We start from the raw sequence: 12,299 nt of genomic DNA, 5'->3' as shown, positions 1-12,299 counted from the left end.
ACGGCGGCCCTTGCGTTCGAAGGCAGCCGACTCAGCTGGCGCCGCGCACACCGGGATGAGTCTTCCCGACCTCGAGCACCTTGTCGACATTGGACTGATCGATGACCAGCGGACCGGTGGTCACCGGCTCGGCCGGCGCGACGCCGTATTCGAGGAACTGGTGAGCGAACAGCACGCCGTAATAGCCCTGCAGGAAGGGCTGCTGGTCCATGGTGAACGCCAGGTCGCCGGCCTTGATCGCCTCGAGCGCCGGGGTCGACAGATCGAGGGTTCCGATGAAGATTTTGCGGTCGGGGAACTGCTTGGCGGCGGCCACGGCATTGACGCCCGGCGCAGCGCCGAGCGTCATCACGCCGTCGATGCTGCCGTCGGCCTGCAGCAGCGCGGCGATGGACGAGGTCACCTTCTGGTCGTTGCCGATGTCCTCGGAGGGCAGCGTCACCATCTTGGCGGTGCCGCCGCCTTCGCTTACTCCGTCGATATAGCCCTGGCAGCGCTGCTCGAGCACCGGGTTGGCGGCGATCTGGTTGACGCAGATGCCGTTCTTGACACCGGCGGCCGCCGCGCGCTCGCCGCCGCGCTTGCCCATCAGGTAGGAATCCTCGCCGATGAAGGTGACCGCGCCCAGTTCGCGATGCGTGTCGCGGCCGGAATTGTAGACGATGATGGCGATGCCTTCGGACACCGCCTGCTGGATCAGCGGGTTGGTCGGATCGGGAAAGAAGTTGCCGACCACGATGGCGCCGGGCTTGCGGCCGATGGCCGCCTCGAACAGGCGGGTATAGTTGGGCACGATGTCGTTGAAGTCCGGCGGCGCGCTGTACTGGGCGTCGACGCCCAGTTCCTTGACGGCCGTGTCGAAGCCGGCCTGCACCGCGCTCCAGAATGGATCCGAGCTGGGCCCGGCCAGAAAGATGATGTCCTGCGCGCTGGCGGGGACGGCCTGGCCGAGCGCGGCCATGGCGAGAAGGCCCGCAGTGGCTGCGGCTTTCCTGAAACCCATGAAGTCCTCCCTAGGTGCCACAGCACCGCTGATGCGAATGGTCTCGATACGCGTCTTCACGATACGAAACGTTTCGACTGCCCGGATCAGCCTTGCGGCGACCGGTTGATCCGGCGCCGCCATTTTTGGCTTTCGGTATGCGAAACGTTTCGTATATGACATGAAACCCGGTGCCGTGCAAGGGAGGGTCAGGTGGCGACGATCAAGGACGTGGCGCGACGGGCGGGAGTCGCCATCTCGACCGTGTCCGCGGTGATCAACCGCTCGGCCCCGGTCAGCGAGGAGACCATCGAGCGGGTCAATGCCGCCATCGCCGAGACCGGCTACACGCCGCACGGGGCCGCGCAGAGCCTGCGCTCCGGCCGCTCCCGGCTGATCGGGCTCGTGGTCCCCAACATTGCCAACCCGCACTTCGCCTCCGTCGCGCGCCAGGTGGAGAACGCCTGTCTGCGCGCCGGCTACGTCTCGGTGGTCTACTCGACCGGGCAGGACGCCGATCGCGAAAGCCAGGTCCTCACCATGCTGCGCGTGCAGCGCGTGGCCGGCGTCATCCTCGTTCCCGCCCGCTCCGATGCCCGGCACGGCGCCGAACTGCTCGGCCAGATCAGGGGGCCGGCGGTGCTGCTGGACATGCAGGTCGAGGGCCTGCCCTTCGAAGTCGTCAAGGCCAACAACGTCATGGCCGGCCGGCTGGCTACCGGGCATCTGCTCGGGCTCGGCCACAGTCGCATCGGCATCATCGACGGCATTCCGGGCCTCGCCACCAGCGAGGATCGCCGGCGCGGCTACACCGACGCGCTCGCCGCGGCGGGCATCGCGGTCGATCCCGATCTCACCGTGCACGGCCGCTTCGACCAGGAGGCGTCCCGCCTCGCCGCGCTGGCGCTGCTGGGACGCGGCAATCGCCCGACGGCGCTGGTGACGGTCTCCAACATGACGACCGTGGGCACCCTGCTCGCGGCGCGCGAACTGGGCGTCGACATTCCGGCCGACATCTCGCTGGTCGGGATCGATGACCTCGAGCTGGCGCCGCTGCTGGCGGTGCGCCCGACAGTCGTGGTCAATCCGATCCTCGAGATGGCCGACTGCGCCATCCGCCGGCTGCTGGACCTCATCCGCGGCGATCCCCCGGACGCGTCGGCCGTGCATCTGTTCGAACCGAGGCTGATCGAGCGCCAGTCGACGCTGCGGCGGCGATCGGGCGACCCGGGCGCCGGGCACGACCCGACCTCCGGCGGGGGTCCGGTGACGGCCGATCCCGCGGAATGAGGATTACCGCGTTCATCATCATGGCCGCACTGTGGCGACCACGAACCCGACCCCTTAGTCTTCAACAGGTTAGCGGGAGGGCCCCGGGGACAGTATTGGCCTCGGGGAGATGCACTCGCCGGAAACATAGACCGCGGCGATGTTGGCGGGTCCGGCGGTATGGAGGACCTTTTCGAGCACCGCCATCGGTTCGGTCTCGCCGAACAGCCTGATGCTGCCGCCCGCCGCCTCCGGATCGAGGACCAGGGCGTCGAACTGATAACCCGGCCGGAACAGGCCGATGGGCAGGTCGAGCGCCACGCCGCCGCCAGCAGTGGCCAGGTGGAAGGCGGTGAGCATGTCGATACGCGAGTGCGGGGTGCCGCGCGTTTCACGTGAAACGGTCGCATCGACGCCGTCCTCGAGCAGGCGCGAGACCTGCACGGTGCTGCGGCAGGCCTCGAACATCGAGGCGGAGGGCCCGCCGGAGATATCGGTGCCGAGCCCGACATGCAGGCCGCGCTCGAGCGCCCGACGCAGCGGAAACACCGCATTGCCGAAATAGACGTTGGACAGCGCGCAGTGGGCAATGCCGGTGCCGCGGCCGGCAATCGTCGCCATGTCGGCCTCGGTGAGGTAGACCGAGTGGGCGAGCACGGTGCGGCGGGTGAGCAACCCGAAGGCGTCGAGGGCCGCGGTGTCGGTCACACCATAGCGGGCCAGCGCGTGGGCGTGGGCCCAGTCGCTTTCCGAACAATGGGTCTGGATGTGGCAGCCGCACTCGGCGGCCAGCGCACCGAGGCCGGCGAGTGCCGCATCCGTGCACGAGGGAATGAAGCGCGGCGTCACCACCGGCAGCACGCGGTCGTTGCCGGGCAGCGCCCGCACCGCAGCGATGAAGGCCCGCGTTTCGGCGACGGCGGCCTCGGGCGAGGCGTCGCGGCAGTCGGGGGGACAGGCGGCGGGATCGTCCATCGCCACCTTGCCGACCAGCGCCCGCTGGCCCCTGTCGAGGCAGATGCGGGCGAGCAGCTCGGAGGTCTCGCGGTGCACCGTGGCGAAGTAGAGCGCCGTGGTGGTGCCGGCGGCGAGGAGGTCGGCGACCAGCACCTCGTACCGGGACCGGGCGAAGTCGAGGTCGGCATAGCGGGCCTCGAGCGGGAAGGTATACTTGTGCAGCCAGGCTTCGAGCGGCACATCGAGCGCCTGGCCGAGCTGGGGGTATTGCGGGGCGTGCACATGCAGGTCGACCATGCCCGGCAGCACCAGCCGGCCCGCTGGCAGCGCGACGAGGTCGGGGCGACCGGCGAGCTCGGCATGCGCCGCCTCGCCGGGCCGGGCCAGCGCCGCGATGGCGCCGTCGTCCCCGATCAGCAGGATGGCATCATCGAGGGTTTCGAGGCCGCCCCGCTCGGGCGCGTGGAGGAAGCGGCCGCGCAGCGGTCGGCCGCGCAGACCGACCGTCACCAGACCACCCGGTGCTGTTCGCCGGTCTGCACGTTGACGAAGCCCCCCGGGCAGGCATCCGTCGGCGCCACCAGCACCCAGCGCCACGGCGAGCAGGTGAGGGTGGCGAACTTGAGGTGCTCGGGAAAACCCGGCTTCCACAGGTTGTCGCCGCCGGGACGATACATCCACTCGACCTTTGCCGCCGCCGCGTAGAAGGCCTGCATGTCGGCGTCATAGGCCTCCGCCGGTCGCGCCGTCATCAGGCCGCCGATCTCGAAGCGCATCTCGGCCACCACCTTGCCGCGATGCACCAGCACCCAGCCGCCGTCAATCTCCTCGAGGCGGTTGACGGCGATCGCCATCGCCGCGTCGGACGAGCCGACGCACCAGACATTGTGGCTGTCATGGGCCACCGACGAGCAGAGCGCCGTGTCGGGATCGACTGGCCCGCAGCCGGTCCAGAACATCTTCGCCACCGCGCCGTCGCCGCGGTAGCGGTCGATCACCGCCCACTTGGTGATCAGCCGCGCGGTGTCGCGCTGCACCTCGCCGTCGACGACGGGCAGCGTCTCGGTCCAGTAGTCCTCGTTCCAGTGGAAGGGGCGGAGGATTGCCGCCTGCATGCTGTCGCGCCCCGGATCGGCCTTGATGGCGAAGTCGGCGGCGTGCAGCCGGCGCCCGACGTTCATCGTCTTTCTGGCCCAGTCGGGCCAGTCGATCGGGGTCAACGGGCCGGTAAAGGTCTTGCCCTCGGACTGCAGCCGGCCATCGGCGTAGACGTGCCGGATGGAGAGCGTCGCGACGTCGTCGAGAAGTACTATGTCGGCATAGCGTCCCGGCGCGATCGAGCCCACCCATTGGTCGATCCGCATGTGGCGGGCCGGATTGATGGTCGCGCACTGGATGGCGATCTCCGGCGCGAGGCCGTACTCGATGGCCAGCCGCACGTTGTAGTCCGAGGCGCCCTTGTGCAGCGTCTCGGTGGCGGAGCGGTCATCGGTGGTGAAGGCGACGTTCTGCCAGTCGGGCAGCCATTCGATCAGCTGCGGCATGATGACGTCGTAGGAGAACGGCCGGAGCTCGGTGAAGATGCCGTGGGCGAGGCGCTGCCGTGCCTCTTCATAGGCCCACACCTCGTGGTCGGACGAGATGCCCGCCGACGCGAAGGCGCTGAGGTCGTGCGGGTCGATCAGGCCGGACCCGTGGCCCTCGACCACGCCGCGCATCTCCATGGTGGCGCCGATCATCCCCCACATGCGCAGGTAGCCGGGATTGTCCGGGTTCCACACCGAAGGCCAGTCCATCACCTCGTCGAGGCTGACCGTGCCCATGTCGCCGGCGAGGAACTCCCGCTGCTCCTCATAGCCGAAATAGCCGCCGGTCTCCTCCCAGGCGCTGGGCGGCACCGCCGAGCCGGGCTGGATGAAGATCTTCAGCGGCGAACCCGCGGCCCTGGCCTTCTGCCAGAACTCCGAATTCCTCGGGCCGTTGACATTGGCGAACTCGTGCGACGCCTCGCAGGTCCAGGTATTGCCGCGCGGGATGACCAGGGCGGCCTCGAACTCGGGCGTGATGTGGGTCGATTCGATGTGCTTGTGCACCTCGCCGAAGCCGGGAACGGCGCTGAGACCGGGATAGCTCACCCGCCGCGCCACCTCGCCGCGATAGCTGCCGCGCGGCCCCAGATAGGCAATGCGCCGGCCCGAGACGATGATCTCCTGGTCCTCGAGCCAGGTCCGCGAATGCACCGCCAGCAGCCGCCCGACCTCGATGGCGAGATCGGCGGGGCGCTTGCCGAGGGCGACCAGCGTCAGGTGCTGACGGATCGTCACCTCGTCCTCGGGGCTGAGGATCAGGTCATCGGGATGCTGCATGGGGCGCTCGTTCGGGTCGGGCAAACGAGGCCAGTAAAGCGGTTTACGAAGCGACACGCAATGACTGCCGCGTGCGACGCCGCGCCGGGCGGGCCGGCGCTTGGTCGCGGGGGCGCGCCTCAGGCCGCGAGGTCGGCGACCACCGCGTCGAGCACCGGCCAGCCCTTGTCGGTGACCCTGAGGAAGCCGTTGGGCAGCGTCTCGAGGAAGCCGATGGCCTTCAGTTCGGCGATCTGGCGTTCGGAAATAGCGCGGCCGGAGATGCGCTGGAAGCGGCGCGGGTCGATCCCCTCGCGCAGGCGCAGACCCATCACCAGCATCTCGTCGCCCTCCTCCTCCCAGGTGAGGACGTCGTCGGTGACCATGCCGTGGCCGCGCGCGAGGACTTTCCTCTGCCAGTCGAAGGGGAGCTTCTCGGCGGCGGTGGCATGGCGCTGGTTGTTGATCAGCAGCCGCCCGTGGGCGCCGGGACCGACCCCGACATACTCGCCGTAGCGCCAGTAGATCAGGTTGTGCCGGCTCTCCTGCCCGGGGCGGGCGTGATTGGAGATCTCGTAGGCGGGAAGGCCCGCATTCTGCGTCAATTCCTGGGTCAGCTCGTAGAAGTCGGCGCTGAGATCCTCGCCGGGCATCTGCAGCTTGCCGGCGCGGAACAGGTCGTAGTAGCGCGTCCCCATCTCGATGGTGAGCTGGTAGAGCGACAGGTGGCCCTGCGCCATCCACAGCGCCTCGGTCAGCTCGTCCTGCCAGTCGTCGAGGGTCTGGCGGGGGCGGGCATAGATCAGGTCGAAGCTGGTGCGCGGAAAGATCGACTGGGCGAGGCGAACCGCGGCCACGGCCTCGTCGACCGTGTGCCGGCGGCCGAGTTCGGCGAGCGGGCCCTCGCGCAGCGACTGCACGCCGAGCGACACGCGGTTGACCCCGGCGGCCCGGTAGCCCCGGAAGCGATCGGCCTCGACCGAGGTCGGATTGGCCTCGAGGGTGATCTCGACGCGCGCGTCGATCGTCCAGTGCCTGCCGATCGCCTCGAGGATGGCGCCGACCGAGCGCGGGTCCATCAGCGAGGGCGTGCCGCCGCCGAAGAAGATCGACTGCACGGTGCGGCCCGGCACCTTCTGGGCGAAATGCACCAGTTCGGCGGCATAGGCGGCGACGAAGCCGGCCTCGTCGAACGGCCCGCGGTGGACATGGCTGTTGAAGTCGCAATAGGGGCACTTGGCCGCGCAGAACGGCCAGTGGACATAGACGCCGAACAGCCCGTTCGAGCGCGGATCGACGCTGTTGCCGGCCTCAGTGCTCAACCCCGCCTCCCAGCACATCCTCGACGAACAGGGCGAAGGCGCGGGCGCGGTGGCTGAGCCCGACGCGTCCGGGAGACCAGGAGTGCTTGGCCTCCGCCGGCATCTCGCCGAAGGTGATGTCAAAGCCGTCCGGCATGAATACCGGATCGAAGCCGAAGCCCTTGTCGCCGCGCGGCGGCCAGACCAGCGTGCCGTCGGCGCGGCCGACATAGAGCTGCTCGCGGCCATCGGGATGGGCGAGGCAGAGCGTGGCGCTGAAGGCGCCGCGGCGCTGTCCCGGCGTCGTGGCGCCGGCGGCCTGCAGGGCATCCTCGACGCGGCGCATGCCGACCATGTAGTCGCGACCGCCGCTCGCCGTCACGCCGGCCCAGTTGGCGGTGTAGACCCCGGGGCGGCCGCCGATGGCGTCGACCGAAAGCCCCGAATCGTCGGCCAGTGCGAGCGTGCCGGCGGCGCTCGCGGCGGCATGGGCCTTGAGCCTGGCATTCTCGACGAAGGTGGTGCCGGTCTCCTCCGGCTCGGCGAGGCCGAGCGCGCCGGCCGAGACGATGTCGAGCCCGAATGGCGCAAGCAGATCGCGGAATTCCCTGAGCTTGCCCGCATTGTGGGTGGCCAGGACCAGCCGATCGCCGCGCCGCAATGTGAGCTTGTCGGCCATCAGGGCGTTCCGGTCCTCATCCCCAGCGCCGCCCGCTGCATCAGCGTCAGCTCGCCGATCCCCTTCTCGGCGAGCCCCATCAGGCTCTCGAGCTCGGCCCGGGTGAACGGAACCTGCTCGGCAGTGCCCTGGATCTCGACGAACCTGCCGGCCCCGGTCATGACGAAATTGGCGTCGGTATGCGCCTCGACGTCCTCGAGATAGTCGAGGTCGAGCACCGGGGCGCCCCGGAAGATGCCGCACGACACGGCGGCGACGGTATCGCGCAGCGCCTTGCCCCTGGTCAGGCCGCGCGCCTCCAGCCACCCGATGGCGTCGGCGAGCGCCACGTAGGCGCCGGTGACCGAGGCGGTGCGGGTCCCGCCATCGGCCTCGAGCACGTCGCAGTCGAGGGTGATCTGGTTCTCGCCGAGCGCCTGCATGTCGACCACGGCCCGCAGCGACCGACCGATCAGCCGCTGGATCTCCTGGGTGCGGCCGGACTGCTTGCCCTGCGCCGCCTCGCGCTTGGTGCGGCTGCCGGTGGCGCGCGGCAGCATGCCGTACTCGGCGGTAACCCAGCCGAGGCCGGAGCCGCGGCGCCAGGAGGGAAGCGACGTCTCGACGCTGGCGGTGACGAAGACCTTGGTCGAGCCGAAGCTGACGAGGCAGCTGCCCTCGGCCTTGGGCGCGACATTGCGCTCGAGCGTCACGGCCCGCATCTCGTCCAGTTGCCGTCCGGAAGGCCGCATCGGATCAAATCACTCGCATGGAACCACTGTTAACCGCCTCTTAACCCTCAGGGGGCCGGGGAACAAGCAGCGCCAACTTGGCGGAGCAGGGGTTTCCGCCTAAATGGTGAATATGGCCGAGCGTCCGAAAATCCCCGAAGACATGCTGTCCCAGCTCAATTCGCGCAGCCAGGACATCTTCCGAAAGCTGGTCGAGCGCTATCTCGAGACCGGCGCCCCGGTCGCCTCGCGCGACCTGGCGCGCATGCTGAGCGTCGGGCTCAGCCCGGCCTCGGTGCGCAACGTCATGGCCGATCTCGAGGATCTGGGGCTGATCGCGGCGCCGCACACCTCGGCCGGCCGGCTGCCGACCCAGCACGGGCTCAGGTTCTTCGTCGATGCCATGCTGGAGGTCGGCGCGGTGGACGAGGAGGAGAAGGCGGCGATCGCCAAGCAGATCCGCGCGCCCGCCGCGACCGGCCAGGTCGAGGACCTGCTGACCGAGGCGAGCCAGCTGCTGAGCGGGCTCAGCCACGGCGCCGGGGTGGTGATCGCGCAGAAATCGGACCTGGTGCTCAAGCATATCGAGTTCATCCGCCTCGATGCGGAACGGGCCATGGTGGTGCTGGTGGGCGAGGACGGCTCGGTGGAGAACCGGGTGCTGCCGCTGCCGCCGGGCCTCGCCGCCGACGCACTGACGCAGGCCTCGAACTACCTCGCGCACCTCGCCGTCGGCAAGACGCTCAGCGAGACGAGGCGGGCCGTGCAGAACCAGCGCGAGCAGACGCTCAGCGAGCTCGACGCCCTCACCCAGAAGCTGGTCGAGACCGGCCTCGCGACGCTGTCCGATACCGGCAGCAGCGCCCCGACCGTAATCGTGCGCGGCCGCGCCAACCTGATCAACGACGCCATGGCCTCGGAGGACCTGGGACGCATCCGGCAGCTGTTCGACGAGCTCGAGAGCCGCGACGGACTGATCGAGCTGCTCGGCGACACCGAGACGGCGCAGGGGGTCAAGATCTTCATCGGCTCGGAGAACAAGCTGTTCTCGCTGTCGGGCTCGTCGGTGATCCTGTCGCCCTACAAGGACGCCAACCAGAAGGTGGTCGGCGTCCTGGGGGTCATCGGGCCGACCCGGCTCAACTATGCCCGCATCGTGCCGGTCGTCGACTATACCGCCAACGTCGTCTCGGCGCTGATGGCTCGCAAGGGTTGAGCCGGACTTGAATCTTGGCGGCCTTTGGCCGATATGCGGGGCAATCTCCGCGCCGCCCGGCGGCGCTTCAAACTCCAGGCCAGTGATGAACGACGAGACCAGCAAGCCCGAGGAACCGAAGACCGCGCCCGAGGCGGCCGCCGAGCCCACCGCTGCGGCGGACGCGAAGCCGGAAACGGCGCGGCCCGACACCGCGACCCCCGATCCGGTCGAGGGCCTCAAGGCCGAGAACGCCGACCTGCGCGACAAGCTGCTGAGGACCATCGCCGAGATGGAGAACCTCAGAAAGCGCACCGAGCGCGAGATCTCCGATACGCGCTCCTACGCCATTGCCGGGTTCGCCCGCGACATGCTGACGGCGACCGATTCCCTCAGCCGGGCGCTGATGGTGCTGCCTGCCGAGGCCCGGCAGTCCGCCGACGCGACGATGAAGTCGCTGATCGAGGGCATCGAGATGACCGAGCGCGAGATGCAGCGCCTGCTCGCCAAGCACGGCGTCAAGCCGATCGAGGCGGAGGGCCAGAAGTTCGATCCGCACAAGCACCAGGCGATGTTCGAAGTGCCCGATCCGTCGCGCCCGGAGGGCACGGTGGTGCAGGTGGTACAGACCGGCTTTGCCATCGGCGAGCGCGTGCTGAGGCCCGCCATGGTCGGCGTCGCCAAGGGCGGCGGCGCCACCGGTGCCGTTCCGGCGGAAGGCAGCGTCGACAAAAGCGTCTAGGCCCAGCCTGCCTTCAGCCCCCGACCAGCTCGGTGCAGGCGGTCACATCGTGCCGCGCCTCGGGCTTGCCCATCTGGTCGACGACTTCGGCATCGTAGCGCTCGACCAGGTCGGATGCGGCCGCGTCGTCGATGCCGGCGGCATCCATCAGGTCGGTCGCCTGCAGCAGCAGGGTGTCGGCCCAGGTGAAGAACTGATCGGCCTCGGCGTCCTCGCCGGCGTCGGACGCATCGTTGCCCAGCCAGTAGAAGGCACTGCCGCACCACAGGATACGGTCCGCCTCGGGCGGCAGCTCCGCGGCGCCGGCGACACCCGACAGCAGCAGACCCAGCAGAATCGACCCGACGATGCCGCGCATGGTATCCCTCAGACGATGTCCCCGGCCACGATGCGCCTGACCCCCGCGGCATGCATGTCGGCCCAGGCCTTGGCGAGCGAGCCGCCGGTATCGATGGCGCGGCAGGCATCCTCGATCACATGCGTCTCGAAGCCCGCGGCGGCGGCATCGACCGCCGTCCAGTTGACGCAGAAATCGGTAGCGAGGCCGGCGATGAACAGCCGCCGGATCCCGCGCTCCCGCAGGTAACCCTCGAGACCGGTCTTGGTCCGGCGGTCGGCCTCCTGGAAGCCGGAATAGGAATCGACCACCTCGTGGTAGCCCTTGCGCACCACCAGCTGGGTGTGCGGCAGCTCGACATCGGCCGAGAACTGGGCACCGTGGGTGTCCCAGACGCAGTGATCGGGCCACAGCACCTGCGGCCCGTAGGGCAGCTGCATCACCTCGAACGGCTGGGTACCGGAGTGGCTCGAGGCGAACGAGATGTGACCCGCCGGGTGCCAGTCCTGTGTCATGCCGACATTCTCGAAGCGGCGCCCGAGGCGGTTGATCAGCAGGATGATCTGGTCGCCGCCGGCGACGGCGAGCTGGCCGCCGGGGAGGAAGTCATATTGCAGGTCGACCACGAGCAGCATGTCGTCGGAGCGGGGCGTAATCGGCATCTTCTTCCTATTGCCCGATGAGGGCAGAACAATCCTGAAACGAGTAGGCGACATCCTCGCCGGCCCGGCCGGAGCCGTTGACCACGCGTGCCACTTCCGACTCCAGTTCGGCGCGCAGCTCCGCCAGTGCTGCGTCCGAGTAGCCCGATTCGAGATAGATCGGGATGGCGCGCTGGATCAGCCGCTGCCCACCCTCGGCGTAGAGCCGCGCCGAGGCGAGCTTTTCGAGGCTGGCATCGGCGGCGGCATCGCGGGTCATCAGGTCGAAGGCCGTGCCGCACCACAGGTCCATGACCGCCTCGGTCGGCACCTCCTGGGCAGTGGCAGCGACCGGCAGCAGCATGGCGGCAAGCGCAAGGACCCTCAGCATGCGGCCCCGTTCCTTTGTGTGAGCGAGGCTTCATAGACCATAACCGGTTGACGAACTACAACCCCGTTGCCGCATGGACTCGCCGCAAGGTCAGGTTGAGGCGACCGCCCCCGGGGAACTGCTCGGGATACCGGCCGAGCAGCGGACTGCTGCCCGACGCGGTGCGGTCGATGCCGTGAAAGGCGAGGCGGGTCGGGCCCGCCAGCATCATCACGTCGCCCGAGGCAAGGTCGAAGGTCGAGGAGGCATCGGTGCGGCGGGTCCCGCCGAGACGGAACCGGGCGGTGTCGCCCAGCGACACGGACAGCACCGGGGCGCCGAAATCCTCCTCGTCACGGTCCTGGTGCAGGCCCATGCGCGCCCCCGCCGCATAGTAGTTGACGAGGCAGGCCTCGGGCGGCGCCGGATAGAGGGACAGGCGATCCCACAGGTCCAGCAGCGGCGTCGGGATGGGCGGCCAGGGTCGGCCGGTGACGGGATGGCAGGGCTGGTACCGGTAGCCGGACTTGTCGGAGACCCAGCCGAGCGGCCCGCAATTGCTTATCTGTACGGAGAAGGGCGTCCCCCAGCGCGGCATGGTCGGGCGAAACAGGGGAGCGGCGGCAAGCCCGGCGACGATCGCGTCGAGCAGTTCCAGCTGCCGGGCGTGGCTCAGCGCCAGGAGCACCGGGCGGTCGGATGGGACAGGGGCGGTCATCGGCGGATCAGCAAACGGTCTCGTAACCAATGTCATGGGCGGTCTTTGAGGCA

General features: G+C 69.1%; 13 protein-coding genes. 3 read left to right on the top strand and 10 right to left on the bottom strand.

The window, feature by feature from the left end; translation table 11 throughout:
- Nucleotides 1-31: 31 nt before the first annotated feature.
- Nucleotides 32-1,003, bottom strand: a complete 972-nt coding sequence (locus ACE3TU_RS03675) for a sugar ABC transporter substrate-binding protein (RefSeq protein ID WP_374620384.1) — start codon at nucleotides 1,001-1,003, stop codon at nucleotides 32-34.
- A 192-nt stretch (nucleotides 1,004-1,195) separates the two neighbouring features.
- Between ACE3TU_RS03675 and ACE3TU_RS03670 the strand changes: the two genes are divergently transcribed.
- The gene (locus tag ACE3TU_RS03670; RefSeq protein ID WP_374620381.1) at nucleotides 1,196-2,272 is read left to right on the top strand and encodes a LacI family DNA-binding transcriptional regulator; all 1,077 of its coding nucleotides are present in this window, start codon (nucleotides 1,196-1,198) and stop codon (nucleotides 2,270-2,272) included.
- A 69-nt stretch (nucleotides 2,273-2,341) separates the two neighbouring features.
- On the opposite strand, the gene guaD is transcribed toward ACE3TU_RS03670, so the two are convergent.
- The 5 genes from guaD to rph form a co-directional block, all read right to left on the bottom strand.
- On the bottom strand, nucleotides 2,342-3,718 hold the full coding sequence (gene guaD, locus ACE3TU_RS03665) for a guanine deaminase (RefSeq protein WP_374620379.1): 1,377 nt from the start codon (nucleotides 3,716-3,718) through the stop codon (nucleotides 2,342-2,344).
- Nucleotides 3,715-5,574: an adenine deaminase gene (locus tag ACE3TU_RS03660; RefSeq protein ID WP_374620376.1), complete on the bottom strand. Its 1,860-nt coding sequence runs from the start codon at nucleotides 5,572-5,574 to the stop codon at nucleotides 3,715-3,717. The genes guaD and ACE3TU_RS03660 overlap by 4 nt, the downstream gene beginning before the upstream one ends.
- A gap of 119 nt (nucleotides 5,575-5,693) precedes the next feature.
- Entirely contained in the window at nucleotides 5,694-6,893 is a 1,200-nt protein-coding gene (hemW, locus tag ACE3TU_RS03655; RefSeq protein WP_374620373.1) for a radical SAM family heme chaperone HemW, read from the bottom strand.
- Nucleotides 6,865-7,533 (bottom strand): non-canonical purine NTP pyrophosphatase, encoded by a 669-nt coding sequence (locus ACE3TU_RS03650; RefSeq protein WP_374620371.1) that lies wholly within the window; start codon nucleotides 7,531-7,533, stop codon nucleotides 6,865-6,867. The genes hemW and ACE3TU_RS03650 overlap by 29 nt, the downstream gene beginning before the upstream one ends.
- On the bottom strand, nucleotides 7,533-8,264 hold the full coding sequence (gene rph / locus ACE3TU_RS03645; RefSeq protein WP_374620368.1) for a ribonuclease PH: 732 nt from the start codon (nucleotides 8,262-8,264) through the stop codon (nucleotides 7,533-7,535). The genes ACE3TU_RS03650 and rph overlap by 1 nt, the downstream gene beginning before the upstream one ends.
- Before the next feature lie 103 nt (nucleotides 8,265-8,367).
- Between rph and hrcA the strand changes: the two genes are divergently transcribed.
- Both hrcA and grpE read left to right on the top strand, forming a co-directional pair.
- Nucleotides 8,368-9,459 carry a heat-inducible transcriptional repressor HrcA gene (gene hrcA / locus ACE3TU_RS03640; protein WP_374620365.1) on the top strand — a complete coding sequence of 364 codons (1,092 nt, stop codon included), beginning with the start codon at nucleotides 8,368-8,370 and terminating at the stop codon, nucleotides 9,457-9,459.
- A gap of 85 nt (nucleotides 9,460-9,544) precedes the next feature.
- On the top strand, nucleotides 9,545-10,180 hold the full coding sequence (grpE, locus tag ACE3TU_RS03635; protein ID WP_374620363.1) for a nucleotide exchange factor GrpE: 636 nt from the start codon (nucleotides 9,545-9,547) through the stop codon (nucleotides 10,178-10,180).
- Between the two features lie 13 nt (nucleotides 10,181-10,193).
- Here the strand turns inward: grpE and ACE3TU_RS03630 are convergent, their stop codons facing one another.
- Genes ACE3TU_RS03630 through ACE3TU_RS03615 form a run of 4 tightly spaced genes read right to left on the bottom strand, consistent with a single transcriptional unit; the run spans nucleotide 10,194 to nucleotide 12,246 of the window.
- Nucleotides 10,194-10,538: a hypothetical protein gene (locus tag ACE3TU_RS03630; protein ID WP_374620360.1), complete on the bottom strand. Its 345-nt coding sequence runs from the start codon at nucleotides 10,536-10,538 to the stop codon at nucleotides 10,194-10,196.
- An 8-nt stretch (nucleotides 10,539-10,546) separates the two neighbouring features.
- Nucleotides 10,547-11,179 (bottom strand): bifunctional nicotinamidase/pyrazinamidase, encoded by a 633-nt coding sequence (pncA, locus tag ACE3TU_RS03625; protein WP_374620358.1) that lies wholly within the window; start codon nucleotides 11,177-11,179, stop codon nucleotides 10,547-10,549.
- Between the two features lie 7 nt (nucleotides 11,180-11,186).
- Complete coding sequence (locus ACE3TU_RS03620; protein WP_374620356.1) at nucleotides 11,187-11,549, bottom strand: hypothetical protein; 363 nt, start codon at nucleotides 11,547-11,549, stop codon at nucleotides 11,187-11,189.
- Between the two features lie 55 nt (nucleotides 11,550-11,604).
- The gene (locus ACE3TU_RS03615; RefSeq protein WP_374620353.1) at nucleotides 11,605-12,246 is read right to left on the bottom strand and encodes an alpha-ketoglutarate-dependent dioxygenase AlkB; all 642 of its coding nucleotides are present in this window, start codon (nucleotides 12,244-12,246) and stop codon (nucleotides 11,605-11,607) included.
- Nucleotides 12,247-12,299 lie beyond the last annotated feature (53 nt).

This window comes from Devosia sp. (genome assembly GCF_041917035.1).
Classification (GTDB): domain Bacteria; phylum Pseudomonadota; class Alphaproteobacteria; order Rhizobiales; family Devosiaceae; genus Devosia_A.
Note: the sequence above shows the minus strand (reverse complement) of the source record. Positions and strands in the feature narration are given on the sequence as shown.